The organism is Streptomyces sp. NPDC058335 (assembly GCF_042723915.1).
Classification (GTDB): Bacteria; Actinomycetota; Actinomycetes; order Streptomycetales; family Streptomycetaceae; genus Streptomyces.
In genome coordinates, this window is record NZ_JBHXHX010000010.1 from 247,823 (window position 1) to 266,004 (window position 18,182).

16 protein-coding genes are annotated in these 18,182 nt (G+C 72.0%); 10 read left to right on the top strand and 6 right to left on the bottom strand.

What is annotated here, in order from left to right; genetic code table 11:
• The first annotated feature begins 277 nt into the window (after nt 1-277).
• Nucleotides 278-811 (top strand): hypothetical protein, encoded by a 534-nt coding sequence (locus ACFWJX_RS21770; RefSeq protein WP_383245599.1) that lies wholly within the window; start codon nt 278-280, stop codon nt 809-811.
• Between the two features lie 117 nt (nt 812-928).
• Entirely contained in the window at nt 929-1,549 is a 621-nt protein-coding gene (locus tag ACFWJX_RS21775; protein WP_383245601.1) for a class F sortase, read from the top strand.
• 97 nt (nt 1,550-1,646) lie between these two features.
• Here ACFWJX_RS21775 and ACFWJX_RS21780 read toward each other — a convergent pair whose 3' ends face one another.
• The gene (locus ACFWJX_RS21780) at nt 1,647-2,003 is read right to left on the bottom strand and encodes a winged helix-turn-helix transcriptional regulator (RefSeq protein ID WP_383245604.1); all 357 of its coding nucleotides are present in this window, start codon (nt 2,001-2,003) and stop codon (nt 1,647-1,649) included.
• Between the two features lie 131 nt (nt 2,004-2,134).
• On the opposite strand from ACFWJX_RS21780, the gene ACFWJX_RS21785 reads away from it, so the two are divergent.
• Nucleotides 2,135-3,064, top strand: a complete 930-nt coding sequence (locus ACFWJX_RS21785; RefSeq protein ID WP_383245607.1) for an NAD(P)-dependent oxidoreductase — start codon at nt 2,135-2,137, stop codon at nt 3,062-3,064.
• 68 nt (nt 3,065-3,132) lie between these two features.
• Here ACFWJX_RS21785 and ACFWJX_RS21790 read toward each other — a convergent pair whose 3' ends face one another.
• Together ACFWJX_RS21790 and ACFWJX_RS21795 are read right to left on the bottom strand one after the other, a co-directional pair.
• Entirely contained in the window at nt 3,133-4,335 is a 1,203-nt protein-coding gene (locus ACFWJX_RS21790) for an amidinotransferase (protein WP_383245609.1), read from the bottom strand.
• A gap of 107 nt (nt 4,336-4,442) precedes the next feature.
• Nucleotides 4,443-4,583 (bottom strand): hypothetical protein, encoded by a 141-nt coding sequence (locus ACFWJX_RS21795; protein ID WP_383245611.1) that lies wholly within the window; start codon nt 4,581-4,583, stop codon nt 4,443-4,445.
• A gap of 287 nt (nt 4,584-4,870) precedes the next feature.
• Between ACFWJX_RS21795 and ACFWJX_RS21800 the strand changes: the two genes are divergently transcribed.
• The 3 genes from ACFWJX_RS21800 to nirD are packed head-to-tail and all read left to right on the top strand — an operon-like array spanning nt 4,871 to nt 9,030.
• Nucleotides 4,871-6,082: an NAD(P)/FAD-dependent oxidoreductase gene (locus ACFWJX_RS21800; protein ID WP_383245614.1), complete on the top strand. Its 1,212-nt coding sequence runs from the start codon at nt 4,871-4,873 to the stop codon at nt 6,080-6,082.
• Nucleotides 6,083-8,680, top strand: a complete 2,598-nt coding sequence (gene nirB / locus ACFWJX_RS21805) for a nitrite reductase large subunit NirB (protein WP_383245617.1) — start codon at nt 6,083-6,085, stop codon at nt 8,678-8,680.
• The gene (gene nirD / locus ACFWJX_RS21810) at nt 8,677-9,030 is read left to right on the top strand and encodes a nitrite reductase small subunit NirD (protein WP_383245620.1); all 354 of its coding nucleotides are present in this window, start codon (nt 8,677-8,679) and stop codon (nt 9,028-9,030) included. Before nirB ends, nirD begins: the two co-directional genes overlap by 4 nt.
• 22 nt (nt 9,031-9,052) lie before the next feature.
• Here the strand turns inward: nirD and ACFWJX_RS21815 are convergent, their stop codons facing one another.
• A complete protein-coding gene (locus tag ACFWJX_RS21815; RefSeq protein WP_383245622.1) occupies nt 9,053-9,973 on the bottom strand; it encodes an oxidoreductase in 921 nt (306 codons plus the stop codon).
• A 150-nt stretch (nt 9,974-10,123) separates the two neighbouring features.
• Between ACFWJX_RS21815 and ACFWJX_RS21820 the strand changes: the two genes are divergently transcribed.
• The 4 genes from ACFWJX_RS21820 to ACFWJX_RS21835 all read left to right on the top strand — a co-directional run bounded on the left by ACFWJX_RS21820 (nt 10,124) and on the right by ACFWJX_RS21835 (nt 13,578).
• Nucleotides 10,124-11,284: an alkaline phosphatase PhoX gene (locus tag ACFWJX_RS21820; protein ID WP_383245625.1), complete on the top strand. Its 1,161-nt coding sequence runs from the start codon at nt 10,124-10,126 to the stop codon at nt 11,282-11,284.
• 200 nt (nt 11,285-11,484) lie between these two features.
• Nucleotides 11,485-12,423 carry an SMP-30/gluconolactonase/LRE family protein gene (locus ACFWJX_RS21825; protein WP_383245628.1) on the top strand — a complete coding sequence of 313 codons (939 nt, stop codon included), beginning with the start codon at nt 11,485-11,487 and terminating at the stop codon, nt 12,421-12,423.
• Between the two features lie 132 nt (nt 12,424-12,555).
• Nucleotides 12,556-13,020, top strand: coding sequence for a hypothetical protein (locus ACFWJX_RS21830; RefSeq protein ID WP_383245630.1), 465 nt, complete (start codon nt 12,556-12,558; stop codon nt 13,018-13,020).
• A 102-nt stretch (nt 13,021-13,122) separates the two neighbouring features.
• On the top strand, nt 13,123-13,578 hold the full coding sequence (locus ACFWJX_RS21835) for an excalibur calcium-binding domain-containing protein (RefSeq protein ID WP_383245633.1): 456 nt from the start codon (nt 13,123-13,125) through the stop codon (nt 13,576-13,578).
• Between the two features lie 166 nt (nt 13,579-13,744).
• Here ACFWJX_RS21835 and ppdK read toward each other — a convergent pair whose 3' ends face one another.
• Nucleotides 13,745-16,492, bottom strand: coding sequence for a pyruvate, phosphate dikinase (gene ppdK, locus ACFWJX_RS21840; protein ID WP_383245636.1), 2,748 nt, complete (start codon nt 16,490-16,492; stop codon nt 13,745-13,747).
• A 439-nt stretch (nt 16,493-16,931) separates the two neighbouring features.
• Nucleotides 16,932-18,152: an ROK family protein gene (locus ACFWJX_RS21845; protein ID WP_383245639.1), complete on the bottom strand. Its 1,221-nt coding sequence runs from the start codon at nt 18,150-18,152 to the stop codon at nt 16,932-16,934.
• Between the last annotated feature and the right edge of the window lie 30 nt (nt 18,153-18,182).

Sequence of the window (18,182 nt, forward strand, 5' to 3'; positions counted from 1 at the left end):
CGCGGGTGCCACCCCAGGTCACCCGTTCACACCCCCCTCCCGCACCCTTCGGGCTCTTTTCCGCGGGGTGGGCTCCGCACTGCGGTGACCTGCCGAAACCGTCGGGGATGCACTCTCGCGGCCCAGCGGTCTGACACCCGTTCAGCACATTCCTGACGATGCCTCAGGAAGCGGGTTCGCGCCGCTGCCACTTACCTCGGAGGAGCAGGGGCGCGACCGACGTAGCGGCACATGGGGATGTCGCGGGCCGCCCTCGCGATAGCTCGGAGGAGCACCGATGCGACGTACCGCCGCCCGACTGCTGACCGGTACCGCGCTCGCCGTGGTCACCGCGGCCGGGTCCGCCGCGCCCGCCCAGGCCGCCGTCTCCGCGAGCGGCGGCAGCCTGGACGTGTACCCCTCGACCGCCGTGCCGGGCGGCCAGGTCACCGTCAACACGGCGGCGTGCGGCGACCCCGGGGCGGCGGCGGGCGACGCGAGCGCGGTCGGCGCCGGCCCTTTCACGCTCGCGCCGAGCAGCCACGACGGTGAGGCGATCGGACAGTTCCGGGTGCCGCCGAGCGCGCAGCCGGGGACGTACGAGATCGTCGCGCAGTGTGCCGCGGACGGGCGGAGGGTCGCCGGGGACCTGGTGGTCGTCCTGAGTTCCACGCGGGAGCAGGTGTATCCGCGCGGAAGTGTGAAGACGGGGGTCGGCGGTGCTCTGGGCCCCGACCCCGTGCAGACCGCGGCCGGTGTGACGGCTCTCGCCGTCGCCGCCGCGGGCGGTACCTGGCTCCTGCATCGCCGGGCGAGAGGCGACGGGATCTGACGGACACCCTCCGCTGTCCGTCCGCCGGTACCGCATGTCCCCTCCCCCTTCGGGTCCGACGCCCCTCGCGGCCCGGAGGGGGGCACGGGGTTCCGTCAGGGAGAGGGGTGCTCACGCATGCGCAGAGTCGTCGGCGACACCGTCATAGCGGCCGTCACCGCGGTCGCCCTCTGCTCGGGCGCGTGGCTGCTGCACGGCGGCGCCGGGACGCACGCCCCGCCGCAGCCGTCGGCCGCCGAGGCCCGTCCGGGCGGCGCCGACCCCCGGTCCGCGCCCGCGCTGCCGCCGTCCCCGCCCGACCGGGTCCGCATCCCGTCGATCCGGGTCGACGCCCCACTCATCGGCCTCGGCCTGACGACGTCCGGCAGCCTCGACGTGCCGCCGGCCGCGAAGAAGAACCTCGCCGGCTGGTACGAGTCCGGCACCACCCCCGGTGAGGTGGGCACCGCGATCGTCGCCGGGCACGTCGACAACGCCGACGGTCCGGCCGTCTTCTACGACCTCGGCGCCGTGCGCAGGGGCGCCACGATCGAGGTGGACCGGCGCGACGGCGGGGTCGCGGTGTTCACCGTCGACGCGGTCGAGGTGTACGACGCCCGCGACTTCCCCGACGAGAGGGTGTACGGGGCCGCGGCCCGGCCCGAGTTGCGGGTGATCACCTGCGGCGGCGGATACTCGCGGGCAACCGGTTACCGGGGGAACGTGGTGGTGTTCGCGCATCTCACGGGGAGCCGGTGAGGGCCCGCAATGCGTGCCGTACGCGGTTTCGGCAAGAACCGGCCAGAGCAGCCGTGGCGCACATGGCTGCCGCGGGCCCGACCGCTTCCCGGCCGATCTAGCCCGCCACCCCGTGGGACGCGGTCGCCTGGTCGAGGAGGTTCTCCCGGCCCCAGGCCCCCAGCGGACCCAGTGCCTCGTTCAGGGTCTCGCCGCGGGCGGTGAGGGAGTACTCGACCCTGGGCGGCACCTCGTCGTACTCCTCGCGGTGCACGATGCCGTCGGCCTCCAGCTCCCGCAACTGTGCCGCGAGCACCTTCTCCGTCACGCCCGGCAGTGCGCGCCGCAGCTCCCCGAAACGGTACGGCCGCTCGTGCAGCGCCCAGAGGATCAGCACCTTCCACTTCCCGCCGATGACGTCCATCGCCGCGTCGATCCCGCAGACGTACGCCCCCGGCCGCCGGCCGATCGCCATACCCGCTCCCCCACCGAAGACTCCACGGACCGTGCCTCCACGGACCCTGCCCGGATGCTTTCCCCGCGGTAACCACCCACTCCCGAGTACGTACTTGAGCAGGCCGGTTCCCACCGACGAGCCTAGTCCCCATGAACGACAACACCCCCTCCCCGACCACCGCACCCCTTCCCGCCGCCGCCCCCGGCCGCCCCACCCCCGTCACCCTTCTCGGCGCCGGCGCCATGGGGACCGCGCTGGCCCGCGCCTGGCTGGCCGCCGGGCACCCCGTGACCGTCTGGAACCGCACCCCCGTCCGGGCCGAGCGGCTGGCCGCCGAGGGTGCCGTCGCCGCCGCGACCCCGGCGGAGGCGGTGGCCGGCGGCCGGCTGGTGGTCCTGTGCCTGCTCGACGACGCGTCCGTCGGCGAGGCCCTCGACGGGGCCGATCTCACCGGCCGCGACCTGGTGAACCTCACCACCGGCACCCCGGCCGAGGGCCGGACCCGGGCCGCCTGGGCGGCGGAGCGCGGCGCCCGCTTCCTGGACGGCGGCATCATGGCCGTACCGCCGATGATCGGGGCCACGGAGAGCGGAGGATACGTTTTCTACAGCGGTTCCTCCGAGTTGTTCGAGGAGCACCGCGCCACCCTCGCCGTGCCCGCCGGGACCGTGTACGTGGGCGCGGACCCCGGCTTCGCCGCCCTGCACGACGTGGCGCTGCTGAGCGCTATGAGCGGCATGTTCGCGGGTGTCCTGCACGCCTTCGCGCTGATCCGCCGGGAGGACATCGCCCCCACGGACCTCGCCCCGCTGCTCGTGTCCTGGCTCGGCGCGATGGCTCCCATGGCCCACCAGACGGCCGCGCAACTGGAGAGCGGCGACTTCACCGAGGGCGTGGTGTCCAACCTGGCCATGCAGGTCGCCGGCAACGCCACACTGCTGCGCACGGCCGAGGAGCAGGGCGTCGGCCCCGAGCTGCTCACGCCGTACATGGCGCTGATGGAACGGCGCCTGGCGGACGGGCACGGGGAGGAGGACACGACGGGGGTGGTGGAGCTGCTGGCACCGCGGGAGCGTTGATCCCGCGGGAGGGCTCATCCCGCGGGAGCGCTGATCCTCCCTGCGGCCATCGGTCGGCGCGCGAACCGTCAGTCGGCGTACGAGGCGAGCGTGCCGCGGCGCCGGACGTCCAGGGTCGCGCAGTGGAACGAGCCGCCGAACGGCGCGTAGTGCAGCAGGTCGCACGGGATCGGCTCGAAGCCCCAGCGTTCCAGCGCGCGCAGCATCCCGGTGTGGTGGCGCTCGGCGATCACCCGTTTCTCGTCGATCATGAGCACGTTCATGCTGAGCCACCTGCCGCACATCGAGGTGATCTTCAGCAGGCGGTCGTCGATCGGGTCGGGCTCGGGCGCGATCAGGACGTCCCAGGACCTGAGGGGCTCGGGGAGGCGGTCGACGTCGACGTACTCGGGATTGACCAGGACCTTGCCGGGGGCGAGCGGGACGAGCGTCGTGTCGATGTGCATGGGCGCACGGCAGCGGCTCTCGACCTCGTGGACGCGGTAGCCGGGCCCGAGGTGGCGGCGCAGCCACTCGATGCCCATCCGGTTGGTGACGTTGCTGGGCGTCACGAACAGGTCGCGTCCGGCCCGCACGAAGTCCGCCGCGTCGAAGACCGGCTCGAACTCGGTGAGGATGCGGCGCGGGGGCTCGCCGTCCCCGGACGGCCGGAAGCCGGGTTCGAACAGTTCGTCGGTGAGCTGTGGCTTCGGGGCCGCCGTCCAGCGGGCGCCGCGCCGGAAGTAGTCCTTGAGGACAGCGCGGTAGGAGTGGGTCTCGAAGTAGCGGCACGGCCACGCCATCGGCGTCTCGATGATCTCGTCGCCGATCACGAGCATGCTGTCGCGCGGGCAGGTGTTGCAGAAACCGCGTGACGACCAGTCGGGGGTGCCGTAGCGGCGCCGGTGGTCGACCGGGTCCGGGCGCCTGACCGTGACGCCGAGGGATTCCAGCAGGGCGACGAACTCGTCCAGCTCGTGCCGCGCCCTCTCGATCAGCGGGCGCGGATACCTGAAGCCCGCGGCCAGCCCCTGCAACCGTGCCGCCCACGGCGGGATGTTGCACCTGACGACCGGATGGTCGGACGGGATCGTCGCGCCGTCGAGCCGCCCGACGATGATCTCCTCCAGCGGGTCCCACTCGTTGTGCGAGTTGACGGGCGACACGAGGGGTGCGTCCCCCCGGGCGGCCGTCGTCGCCGTTTCCGCCCTTTCCGCCGTTTCCGTCCTCGTGGCTGTGGTGGCCGTCGTGGCCGTGCTGTCGAGCCCTTCGGGCCTCCGCGTCACCGTCATGCTCAGCCGCCTTCGGTCGCCTCGGTCAGCGGTTCGTCACCGACCGGGTACCCGCTGTCGACGGGTCCTCACCGCGCCGGGGAGCCGTCCGGGGCCGGCTCGCCGCCCTACGCCGGCCCCTGCTCGTACGCCAGGTTCCCCACCAGCGCGAACACGACCGCCAGCGGCACGATCCGCAGGAAGCGGCCGCCCTTCCTCATGGCCGTGCCGGCGCCGAGCACGCGGCCCGCGAGGTGGAGGGCGGCCATCGGCAGCGCGGGCGGACATCGCCAGGGGGCATGATCGCGACCCTGGGGACGGATACATGGTTCGTCCATCGAACGAGGCACTTCTGGGCCTCGCGCCGGTCAGGGACCCTCCCGCGCACGCACGGGCACCCAGCGGCCCCCGCACCGGGCAGGCGGAATCTCACACGGCGTCCCTCGCGCACCCCGGGAACCCTCACATCCCGGCCGGGCCCCCGCTGAGGGCAGCGTTCCTCGCGGGAAACAACGGTGATGCGGCCGGGTAACCTCCGCACCGCACGCTCGATGACATGACCTCGAATAAGCGTGTGGTGGTGATCGGAGCCGGCCTGGCGGGCGTACGCCTCGCCCGGCGGCTCGGTGAGCTGGGCACGCCCGCGCTGCTGATCGGCGAGGAGGAGCACCGGCCGTACAACCGGGTCCTGCTCGCGGAGGTGCTGGCCGGCCGGTACGCCCCCGAGGTGATCGCGCTGCCCGCGCCCGCCGAACTCGTCCGGGCCCGGGTGACCGGGATCGACCGCGCGCGGCGCAGCCTGGCCTGCGCGGACGGCTCGGAGATCGCATACGACACGCTGGTGCTGGCCACCGGCTCCAACCCGGTGCTGCCGCCGCTGCGCGGACTGTTCACGCCGGACCACGAACTGCCCGAGGGCGTCCACGCCTTCCGCACGATGGACGACTGCCTGGGGCTGTCGAAGGCGGTCCGGCCGGGCGTGCGGGCCGTCGTCATCGGCGGCGGGCTCCTCGGGGTCTCCGCCGCCCGCGCGCTCGCCGTACGGGGCGCGCAGGTGGTCCTCGCCCAGCAGTCCGAGCGGCTCATGGAGCGTCAGCTCGACCCGAACGCCTCGGGGCTGGTGCTGCGGCACCTGCGGGACCTCGGCGTCGAGGTGCACACCGAGTGCCGGGTCCGCGACGTGCGCTGCGTGAACGGCGCGGTCCGCTCGGTGGAGATGGCCGACGGATACGCCCTCGACGCCGACCTGGTGGTGCTGGCCTGCGGGGTCCACCCGCGCACCGGCCTCGCCAAGGAGGCCGGACTCGCCGTCCGCAAGGGCGTCCTCGTCGACGACGAACTGCGCACCTCCGACCCGCACATCCGCGCGATCGGGGACTGCGTCCAGCACGACGGCGAGGTGTACGGGCTCGCCGCGCCCGCCCTCGAACAGGCGGACGTACTGGCCGAGTTGCTCGCCGGCAAGGCCACCGCGCGGTACTCGGGGACGCGTTCCCTCACCCGCCTCACGCTGGCCGGGGACGGCTCGCTGGACCTCGCCGCGTTCGGCGAGACCGAGGCGCTCCCCGGCGACGACGTCGTCCAGCTCACCGACGCCACCCGCGGCACCTACCGCAAGGTCGTCGTCCGCGACGACCGCCTGGTCGGCGGTGTGCTCGTCGGCGAACTCGGCACCGTCGGCGCGCTCGCCCGCGCCTGGGAGGGAGCAGAGCCGCTCCCCGACCACGGCCCCCTGCTCCACCTGCTCACCAACGACGGAGGCTCCTGAATGACCGCCACCCCGGGGGCCACCCCCACGATCGTCCTCGTCGGCCACGGCATGGTCGGCCAGCGCTTCCTCGAGGCGCTCGCCGAGCGCGGCCTGACCGCCACGCACCGCGTGGTCGTGCTCTGCGAGGAGCCGCGTCCCGCGTACGACCGGGTCCAGCTCACCTCGTACTTCTCGGGGAAGACGCCCGAGGAACTCTCCATGACCGACATGGAGTTCATCAAGGACCACGGCATCGAGCTGTACGTCGGCGACCCGGCGGAGACGATCGACCGTGACGCCCGCAAGGTGACCGCCCGCTCGGGTCTGGTCGTCGACTACGACGTACTGGTGCTGGCCACCGGCTCCTACCCGTTCGTGCCGCCGGTCCCCAACAAGGACGCCGAGGGCTGCTTCGTCTACCGGACGATCGAGGACCTCCTCGCCATCGAGGCGTACGCCAGGTCGCGGGCCACGACGGGCGCGGTGGTCGGCGGCGGTCTGCTGGGCCTGGAGGCCGCGGGCGCGCTCAAGGGCCTCGGACTCACCTCCCACATCGTGGAGTTCGCGCCGCGCCTGATGCCGGTGCAGGTCGACGAGGGCGGTGGCGCAGCCCTGCTGCGCACCATCGAGGAGATGGGCCTGAGCGTCCACACGGGCGTCGGTACCCAGGAGATCGTGACGGACGCCTCCGGTGCCGTCACCGGCATGAAGCTGTCGGACGGCTCCGAACTCGCCACCGACCTGGTGGTGTTCAGCGCCGGTGTCCGCCCCCGCGACCAGCTGGCCCGCGAGTCGGGACTGACGGTCGGCGAGCGCGGCGGCATCGCGGTCGACGAGCAGTGCCGTACGGTCACCGACCCGCACGTCTTCGCGATCGGCGAGTGCGCGCTGGCCGCCGACGGCCGGGTGTACGGCCTGGTCGCCCCCGGCTACGAGCAGGCCGAGACGGCCGCCGCGACGATCGCCGCCGACGAGGCCTCCTTCACCGGCGCCGACCTCTCCACCAAGCTGAAGCTGCTCGGCGTGGACGTGGCCTCCTTCGGTGACGCGCACGGCACCGCCGAGGACTGCCTCGACGTCGTCTACTCCGACTCCCGCTCGGGCCTGTACAAGAAGCTGGTCATCGGGCGCGACGGCACGCTGCTCGGCGGCATCCTGATCGGCGACGCGGACGCCTACGGCACCCTGCGAGCCCTGACCGGCTCGGTCCCGCCGATCTCGCCCGAGTCGCTGGTGCTGCCCGCCGGGGCCGGCGGCGGCGCCCAGCTCGGCCCGTCCGCCCTGCCCGACGAGGCGGTCATCTGCTCCTGCCACAACGTCACCAAGGGCACCATCCGCGGCGCGGTCACCGAGCACTCCTGCACCACCGTGCCCGAGGTGAAGAAGTGCACCAAGGCCGGTACGGGCTGCGGCAGTTGCGTCAAGATCCTCGGTCAGCTCGTCACCGCCGAGCTGGAGGCGAGCGGCGTCGAGGTCGACAAGGGCCTGTGCGGCTGCTTCTCGCAGACCCGCGAGGAGCTGTACGAGATCGTCCTCGCCCTGCGCATCAACACCTACCAGGACATGCTCGACCGCTACGGCCGCGACGGCGCGCGGGGCGGTGACGGCTGCGACGTCTGCAAGCCCGCGGTCGCCTCGATCATCGCCTCCCTCGCCCCCACCATCGGCGCCAGCGGTTACGTCCTGGACGGCGAGCAGGCGGCACTGCAGGAGACCAACGACCACTTCCTCGCCAACCTCCAGAAGAACGGCTCCTACTCGGTCGTACCGCGGATCCCCGGCGGTGAGATCACCCCCGAGGGCCTGATCGTCATCGGCGAGATCGCCCGCGACTTCGGCCTCTACACGAAGATCACCGGCGGGCAGCGGATCGACATGTTCGGCGCCCGCGTGGAACAACTCCCGCTGATCTGGGCCCGCCTGGTCGACGCCGGCTTCGAGTCCGGCCACGCCTACGGCAAGTCCCTGCGCACGGTGAAGTCCTGCGTCGGCCAGACCTGGTGCCGCTACGGCGTCCAGGACTCCGTCCGCATGGCGATCGACCTGGAGCTGCGCTACCGGGGCCTGCGCTCCCCGCACAAGCTCAAGTCGGCCGTCTCCGGCTGCGCCCGCGAGTGCGCCGAGGCCCAGTCCAAGGACTTCGGCATCATCGCCACCTCCAACGGCTGGAACCTGTACGTCGGCGGCAACGGCGGCGCCACTCCGCGCCACGCCGACCTGCTCGCCCAGGACCTCTCGGACGCCGAGCTGATCCGCCTGATCGACCGGTTCCTGATGTTCTACATCCGCACCGCCGACCGGCTGGAGCGCACCTCGACCTGGCTGGAGCGGATCCCGGGCGGCCTGGACCACGTGCGGGACGTGGTGGTGGAGGACTCCCTCGGCATCTGCGAGGAGCTGGAATCCCTGATGACCGCGCACGTGGCGAACTACGCCGACGAGTGGGCGACCACCATCAACGACCCCGAGAAGCTGGCCCGGTTCGTGTCCTTCGTCAACGCGCCGGACACCCCCGACCCGGTCGTCGGCTTCGTCCCCGAGCGCGACCAGATCAAGCCCGATCTGCCGCTGCTCACCATCGGCCACCGTCCCCTGGAAGGGAGCGCCCAGCGATGACCCTGGCACTCGAGACGACCGACCTGAAGGTGCAACTCCAGCTCGGCGAGGACTGGTTCACGGTCTGTGACCTGAGCCTGCTGGTCCCCGGCCGCGGTGTGGCGGCACTCCTGCCGGACGGCCGTCAGGTCGCCCTGTTCCGGGACCGGGCGGGCGAGCTGTACGCCGTCGACAACCGCGACCCGTTCAGCGGCGCGGCGGTCCTCTCCCGCGGCCTGACCGGGTCCGTCCAGGGCCGGCCGTTCGTCGCCTCGCCCCTGCTCAAGCAGCGTTTCGACCTGCGCAGCGGACAGTGCCTGGACGACGACACGGTCCGCATCACGACGTACGAGGTGCGGGCGACGGGCTGAATCCCCTGTGTCGGCGGCGGCTTCAGTTCTTGAGGCCGCCGTACGAGACCCCGGTCAGCCGTTCCGACTCCGTCCACAGGCGGCGGCCCGCCCGGTCGTCGAGGGTCCAGGGTGCCCGCCACGAGGGGGCGGGCACCCCGCGCCACATCGCGAGGGACGGTCCGGTGAAGGAGTCGGGGCGTACGTCCGGCGCGGTCGCGGCGTACAGGGCCGGCAGGGCGCCCGCTTCGGCGGACTGGGCGAAGACGCGGTTGCCGGCCGCCATGAGCCGCTCGGCGGTCCCGCGGCCCTCCGCGCGCGGTCCGGCCGTCTGGAGGCCGGTCGCCGCGTATCCGGGGTGCGCGGCCGCCGCGATCACCTCGGCGCCGGACGCCTCCAGCCGGCGTGCCAGCTCGTGCGTGAACAGCAGGTTGGCGGTCTTGGAGCGGCCGTAGGCGGTCCAACGCCGGTAGCGGCGCTCACTGTTGAGGTCGCCCGGGTCGATGGTGCCGAGCAGGTGGGCCATGCTGGAGACGGTCACCACGCGGGCCCGCGGTGCGGCGAGCAGCGCCGGGATGAGCAGTCCGGTGAGGGCGAAGTGCCCCAGGTGGTTCACCCCGAACTGCGTCTCGAACCCGTCGGCGGTCGTGCCGTACGGCATCGCCATCACACCCGCGTTGTTGACGAGCAGGTCGAGCCGGTCGTAGGGCTGGGCGAACTCGCGCACGGAGGCGAGGCCGCCGAGGTCCAGGCGCCGCACCTCGACGTCCGCGCCCGGCACTTCACCGGTGATCCGGGTGACGGCTTCCCGCCCCCGGGTCTCGCTCCGGCAGGCGAGGACGACCCGGGCCCCTTTCCGGGCCAGCTCCCGGGCGGTGACGTAGCCCAGCCCTCCGTTGGCGCCGGTGACGACGGCGGTGCGGCCGCCCTGATCGGGGATGTCGCGCGTGCTCCAGCCGGACATGGCCGTACTCCCTCCGCCGCTGTCCCCAGCCTAGGCATTTCCCCGTCACGGCGTGTCCACGACACGGTCACCCGGCGCTCGTAGCGTCCCTGACCGCACGACCCCGCGGCCGACCGGCCGCGGGGATCACGACACCCCTTGGGAGTGAGCGTGGAACGTCGTACCCTCCTGCGTGCGGCCGTCCTCGGCGGGTCCTCCGCCGTGCTCGGCGGAACCCTGTGGCGCGGCGCCGCGTACGCCGCGCCGGCACAGCCCGGCACGAGCCCGTACGGGGCGCTCGGCTCGCCGGACGCGAACGGCGTCAGGCTTCCGGCCGGCTTCACCAGCCGGGTGATCGCCCGCTCCGGGCAGACGGTGCCCGGCACGTCGTACACATGGCACAACGCCCCCGACGGGGGCGCCTGCTACGTGGACGGCACCGGCTGGATCTACGTCTCCAACTCGGAGATCAACCCGTCCGGCGGGGCGAGCGCGGTGAGGTTCTCGTCGGCGGGCACGGTGACCGGCGCGTACCGCATCCTGTCCGGAACCCGGCAGAACTGCGCGGGCGGCAAGACCCCGTGGAACACCTGGCTGTCCTGCGAGGAGGTGTCCCTGGGCTACGTCTACGAGACGGACCCGTGGGGCGTGAACGCGGCCGTGCAGCGGCCGGCGATGGGCCGCTTCAAGCACGAGGCCGCCGCCGCCGACCCGGTGCGCAAGGTGATCTACCTGACCGAGGACGAGACGAACGGCCGCTTCTACCGCTTCGTGCCGACGACCTGGGGCAGCCTGGCCTCCGGCACGCTCCAGGTGATGGTCGCGGGCAGCGGCACGTCCGGCTCCTTCACCTGGGCGAACGTCCCCGACCCGGACGGCTCCCCCACCACCACCCGCACCCAGGTTTCCGGCTCCAGGTCCTTCAACGGCGGAGAGGGCTGCCACTACGCGAACGACACGGTCTGGTTCACGACCAAGGGCGACAACCGGGTCTGGCAGCTCGACCTCACCAACAACACCTACGAGCTGGCCTACGACGACTCCCTGGTCGCCTCCGGCACGGCCCCCCTCACCGGGGTCGACAACATCACCGGCTCCGCCTCCGGTGACCTGTTCGTCGCGGAGGACGGCGGCACCATGGAGATCTGCATCATCACCCCGGGCGACGTGGTCGCCCCGTTCCTCCGCGTCGACGGCCAGTCCGGCTCGGAGATCACCGGCCCGGCCTTCTCCCCCGACGGCACCCGGCTGTACTTCTCCAGCCAGCGGGGTACGTCGGGCAGCTCGTCCGGCGGGATCACGTACGAGGTGAAGGGCCCGTTCCGGGCGTGACCGTCCGCCCGGCGCCGGACCCCTCCCAGGATTGAAAGGAACCTGACAGCCAAGGAGTGGAACACGGTCGGACGGCGGCTCGTTACTCGCCATCGAAGTGTCACAGCAGCGGTGTGTCGCGTTCGACAGACAGCTCACGGTGCTACGAGCCTCGCCGCAGGACGCGTCCGCCGCCCGACCCCACCCCGGAGGCACCGAGCATGACCCCCACCCCGTCCCGCCGCACCTTCCTCGCCGGCACCGCTCTCGCAGCCTTCACCCTGTCGGCCACGGCAGCCCCCGCCAACTCAGCTGCCTCCGCGGGGACTTGGCCGACCGTCTTCCCCCTCCCCGACGGCTGGCTCCCCGAGGGCATCGCCATCGGCAGCAAGCCGTACGCCTACCTGGGCTCCCGCGCCAACGGCGGCATCTACCGCACCGACCTGCGCACCGGCGAGGGCACCGTCCTCCACACCGGGGGCACCGGCCAGATCGCCGTCGGCCTCAAGCTGGACCACGACGGCCTGCTGTACGTGGCGGGCAGCACCGGAGTGGCCCGCGTCATCGACTCCCGCACCGGCGAGCTGCTCGTCACCCACCAACTCAGCGCCCCCACCGGTCACTTCATCAACGACGTGACCCTGCTGGGCGACCGCGCCTGGTTCACCGATTCCCGCGACGCGGTCCTGTACGGCGCCCCGCGCGGCGGCCGCACCGGCGAGATCCGCGCCCTCCCCCTCACCGGCGACTGGACCCAGCTCCCCGACGTCAACAACGCCAACGGCGTCGTCGACACCCCGGACGGCCGCGCCCTGATCGTCGTCAAGAGCACCCCCGGCGAGCTGCACAAGGTCAACCTCAGGACGGGCCTCACCACGAAGATCACCCTGGTGGGACAGGAGACCGTCGTCAACGGCGACGGCCTCTACCGCATCGGCCGCACCCTGTACGTCGTCCAGAACCGCCTGAACCTCGTCAGCGTCTGGACCCTCGACCGCACGTCCACCACCGCCACACTCACCCGCACGATCACGTCGCCCCACTTCGACGTCCCCACCACGGCAGCCCGTTACGGAAACCGCCTCTACCTGGTCAACGCCCGCTTCACGAGCCCCCAGACCCCGGAGACGACGTTCACGGGGGTGGCGGTGAGTATCTGAGGTGTGGGAGGACGGCTCCCCTGGTCCTCCGAGAACCGGGCTTCCGTGAAACGGACTCGACCGGACGGGGGGGGGAGCCACCTCCTGACATGATGCCCCCCATGCTGATGCCCCTCACCCGCCGAAAGGCTCATGCCGCGTAGTCGGCCCGGCGCCGTGCGCGCCCTCATCCCGCCCGGCCCCCGCACCCGGACCACCCCTCGGCCGGACCGCATCCCCGGCCTGTCCCCCCGGACCAGCCTCGCGATCCACCGTGCGGAACACGACGGAACGGGTTACTACCTCTTCCCCGGCGGCACGGCACGCGCCCTGAGGGTCTACCGGGCTTTCCTCTCCCCAGCCGACCGCCGCCCCCTCTACCCCCGCGCGGCGGTATGCCCCGCCTGCCCAGGCTGCGGCTTGGACGACGTCCGCGAAGCCCGCGACCTCCTGGCGGAAACACTGTCACTCCTCCCCCCACGCCCCCGCTCGGAACTGGCCCGCACGGTACGCAGCCTGGACAACCACTACCGCCTCCGTACCCTGCCCGACCCCGGCGCGGACCCCTCGACACCGTGGTGGCACCGCCGCCTGGCGGAGAGCGCGGAGGGGTGGTGAGCCCGACGGCACACACAAAACCATCACGAAAAGACCACTCTCCCTCCATTCACCGTTTGCCGGTCATACGGTCACCCCCTCACACACAGCTCTGGGGGGACCATGAGTAACCCGTACACCACCACACCCACCCCCAAGTGGGCCCGCAAACGCTACGTCCTGCCCGCCCTCGCCCTGGCCCTGTTCGTGGGCGTGGGAATAGGCGGCACCGACACCGAACCCGCCCCCACGGACGCCAAGCCCCTGTCCGCCACACCCCGCCCGACCGTCACCGTGACGACGACGGCCACGGAGACGGCCGCGCCGGAGCCGGCTGAGACGGTGACCGCGACGGAGACGGTGAGGGTGACCAAGACGGTCACGGCAGCGGCGAACGACGACAGCGGCTCCGACGGCTCCGACGACTCGGGCGGCTCGGGCGGCTCGGGCGGCTCCGACACCGCCTACTACGCCAACTGCACCGAGGCCCGAACCGCGGGCGCGGCGCCGGTCCACGCGGGCGACCCGGGCTACGGCAGACACCTGGACCGCGACGGCGACGGGACGGGCTGCGAGTAGGGAGACACGGAGGAGGCACAAGAGGGCGGCACCCCCGCACGGGTGCCGCCCTCTCTCGGTGCGCCGGTGCCGCTGCGATCGGTGCTGAGGGTCGGGGACCGCAGCGGCTCCGGGGTTCGGAGGGGGGTGGGGACGGACCGTCAGGGGACCGTCCCCACCCCCCGGCTCAGCGGTGGTCGCTGCCCTCCGACTGGGTGGCCGCGCGGCCTGCCTCCAGTCGGGCGACCGGGATGCGGAAGGGGGAGCAGGAGACGTAGTCGAGGCCGACCTCGTGGAAGAAGTGGACGGACTCCGGGTCGCCGCCGTGCTCGCCGCAGACGCCGAGCTTCAGGTCGGGGCGGGTCGCGCGGCCGGCTTCGACGGCGGCCTTGACCAGGGAGCCGACGCCGTCCTTGTCGATGGTCTCGAAGGGGGAGACGCCGAAGATGCCCTTCTCCAGGTAGGCCGTGAAGAAGGAGGCCTCCACGTCGTCGCGGCTGAAGCCCCACACGGTCTGCGTGAGGTCGTTCGTGCCGAAGGAGAAGAACTCCGCGGCCTCGGCGATCTGACCGGCGGTCAGCGCGGCCCGCGGCAGTTCGATCATCGTGCCGATGGCCAGCTTGAGGTCGGTGCCGGTGGCCTCCTGGACCTCGGCGATGACCTGGTCGGCCTCCTCGCGGACGATCTCCAGCTCCTGGACCGTGCCGACGAGCGGGATCATGATCTCGGCGCGCGGGTCGCCCTTGGCGGCCTTGCGTTCGGCCGCGGCCTCGGCGATGGCCCGGACCTGCATGGTGAAGAGACCGGGGATGACCAGGCCCAGCCGTACGCCCCGCAGGCCCAGCATGGGGTTCTGCTCGTGGAGACGGTGGACCGCCTGGAGCAGGCGCAGGTCGTTCTCGTGGGACTCCTGGCGGGACTCCGCGAGGGCGACCCGCACGGACAGTTCCGTGATGTCGGGGAGGAACTCGTGCAGCGGCGGGTCGAGGAGCCGGACCGTCACCGGGAGGCCGTCCATCGCCGAGAACAGCTCCACGAAGTCCTTCTTCTGGAGCGGCAGGAGTGCGGCCAGCGACTCCTCGCGCTCGGCCTCCGTGTCCGCCAGGATCAGACGCTCGACCAGCTCACGACGGTCGCCGAGGAACATGTGCTCCGTACGGCACAGGCCGATGCCCTGGGCGCCGAAACGGCGGGCGCGCAGCGCGTCCTCGGCGTTGTCGGCATTGGCGCGCACCCGCAGGCGGCGCTTGCGGTCGGCGAACGCCATGATCCGGTGCACGGCCTCGACCAGCTCGTCCGCGTCGTTGGCGCCCGCGTGCATGCGGCCCTCGAAGTACTCCACGACGGGGGACGGGACCACCGGTACCTCGCCCAGGTAGACCTTGCCGGAGGAGCCGTCGATCGAGATCAGGTCGCCCTCCTCGACGACGTGACCGCCGGGCACCGTCATCCTGCGGCGCTTGGTGTCGACCTCCAGCTCCTCCGCGCCGCAGACGCAGGTCTTGCCCATGCCGCGCGCGACGACCGCCGCGTGGGAGGTCTTGCCGCCCCGCGAGGTGAGGATGCCCTCGGCCGCGATCATGCCGTCGAGGTCGTCGGGGTTGGTCTCGCGGCGGACCAGGATGACCTTCTCGCCCGAGCGGGACCACTTCACGGCCGTGTACGAGTCGAAGACCGCCTTGCCGACCGCGGCGCCCGGCGAGGCGGCGATGCCCCTGCCGACCTGCTGGGTCTTGGCGTCCTCGTCGAAGCGGGGGAACATCAGCTGGGCGAGCTGGGCGCCGTTGACCCGCTGGAGGGCCTCGGTCTCGTCGATGAGGCCCTGGTCGACGAGCTGGGTGGCGATACGGAAGGCCGCGCCCGCGGTGCGCTTGCCGACGCGGGTCTGGAGCATCCACAGCTGACCGCGCTCGATGGTGAACTCGATGTCGCAGAGGTCCTTGTAGTGGTTCTCCAGCGTCTCCATGATCTGCATCAGCTGGTCGTAGGACTTCTTGTCGATGGTCTCCAGCTCGGCGAGCGGCACCGTGTTGCGGATGCCGGCGACGACGTCCTCGCCCTGGGCGTTCTGGAGGTAGTCGCCGTAGACGCCCTGGTGGCCGGAGGCGGGGTCGCGGGTGAAGGCGACGCCGGTGCCGGAGTCGGGGCCGAGGTTGCCGAAGACCATGGAACAGACGTTGACCGCGGTGCCCAGGTCGTGCGGGATGCGCTCCTGGCGGCGGTAGAGCTTCGCGCGGTCGGTGTTCCAGGAGTCGAAGACCGCGTGGATGGCGAGGTCCATCTGCTCGCGGGGGTCCTGCGGGAAGTCCCGGCCGGCCTCGGCCTTGACGATCTTCTTGAAGCGGGTGACCAGCTTCTTGAGGTCGGCGGCCTCCAATTCGGTGTCGACGGTGACCTTCTTGGCCTCCTTGGCCGCCTCCAGCGCCTCTTCGAAGAGGTCGCCGTCGACGCCGAGGACGGTCTTGCCGAACATCTGGATGAGGCGCCGGTAGGAGTCCCAGGCGAAGCGGTCGTCGCCGGCCTGCTTGGCCAGGCCCTGGACCGACTTGTCGGAGAGGCCGATGTTGAGGACGGTGTCCATCATGCCGGGCATCGAGAACTTGGCGCCGGAGCGGACGGAGACGAGCAGGGGGTCGTCGGCCTGGCCGAGCTTCTTGCCCATCTTCTCTTCGAGGGCGTCGAGGTGTGCACTCACCTCGTCACGCAGTGCCGCCGGCTCCTTGCCGCTGTCGAGGTAGACCTTGCAGGCCTCGGTGGTGATGGTGAACCCGGGCGGCACCGGCAGGCCGAGGTTGGTCATCTCGGCGAGGTTGGCGCCCTTGCCCCCCAGGAGGTCCTTGAGGTCCTTGTTGCCCTCGGTGAAGTCGTAAACGAACTTCACGGCCTCAACGCTCGTGGCCGTTTCGGCTACCGGGAGATCTTTGTTTTCCGACACGGGTCTCGACTCCTCGAGGACGCGGTGGCTGCCCTGACGGGCAGGAACATACCCAGATCAAAGGCGTCTGGGTACGTCCACTTGTGCGTCATGCGCCTGTAACCAGTCGTCCGCCACCGGATCGAAAGTCAAAGCTTGGCAAGCGCAGGACAGTCGATGTTTTCACTTCTTGAACGCAACCACCCCCAACCGGCCCTCTTTTCGCTCAGCTGAGCGGCTCCAGCTACGTTTGATTTCGATCGGTGAACGATCAAGGGGTGGCACTCAGTGCCACCCCTTGAGGAAGTGCAAACGAGCGCGCTCCGCTCACATGAGCGCTACCCCTATCAAGGGTGGCGAGAATCACGCTTCCACAGGCCGCGGGATTTCACCATCCGGACGCCCCCCGGACCCGCCTCACAACGGAAACCCGCTCGTCACACAGGTCGCCGTACGTCGCTCACACGCCCAGCGCCAGCAGCCGTTCCTCCACCCGCGCCGGCGCGTACAGGTGCTCCACGACCATCGCGCCGGCGCCCACCAGCCCCGCCCGGTCCCCCAGCCGTGAGGTCACCACGTCCAGCCGGGCCGTGGAGCGGGGCAGCGCCCGCTGGTAGAGCAGTTCGCGCACCCCCGTGAGGAAGGAGGTGCCGGCCAGGTCCCCGGCGATCATCAGGACGCCCGGGTTGAGCAGCGTCACGACCGTCGCCAGCACGTCGCCGACCTGGCGGCCGGCCTCGCGGGCCAGCGCCGCCGCACCCGGATGCCCGGCGGCGAGCAGGTCGCGCACGTCGGAGCCGGAGGCGGCGGGCACCCCGGTCTCGGCCAGCCTGCGGGCCACCGCGCCACCGCTGGCGACGGCCGCGAGACAGCCGTGCGAGCCACAGCGGCACAGCGCCTCCGAGCCCACCCGGATATGCCCGATGTCACCGGCGCCGCCGTCGACGCCCCGGAAGATCTGGCCGCCCACCACGACCCCGGCGCCGATACCGGTGGACACCTTGACCAGCACGAACGCCGAGCAGTCGCGGTATCCGGTGCGCTGTTCGCCGTACGCCATGAGGTTGGCGTCGTTGTCGACGAGGACCGGGACGGGTGCCGCGCCCGTGCGCTGCGTGAAGGCCCGGGAGAGGCGGGAGCGGATGTCGTAGCCGTCCCAGCCGGGCATGATCGGCGGCTGGACCACCAGGCCGGTCTCGCTGTCGACCGGGCCGGGGACGGCGAGGCCTATGCCGCACGCCTCGTCCGCGCCGCGGCCGGCCTTCTCCAGCAGTTCCGCGAACCAGCCGCCCAGCTCGCCGAGCACGGCGTCCGGGCCGTCCTCGACGGCCAGCGGGCCCGCGTGTTCGGCGAGGATCTCGCCGGTCAGGGACAGTACGGCCGCGCGCGCGTGCCGGGTGTCGAGGTCGGCGGTGAGGACGACGGCGTGCGCGTCGTCGAACTCGAGCGTGATGGAGGGCCTGCCGCCCAGCGGGGAGTCGACGGGGCCGCCCGCGCCCTCGCGCAGCCAGCCCGCGCGGAAGAGACGGTCCAGGCGCTGTCCGACCGTGGCCCGGGAGAGTCCGGTGGCCTGCTGGAGGGCACCGCGTGTGGTGGCCCGGCCGGTCCGTACCAGCGCGAGCAGATCTCCGGCGCCGGCCTGACCGCCGCCCCTGCCCGTCCGTCCGGGCTGTCCGGTCATGCGCACCCCCTTGTGTTTCCCAACTCTGCA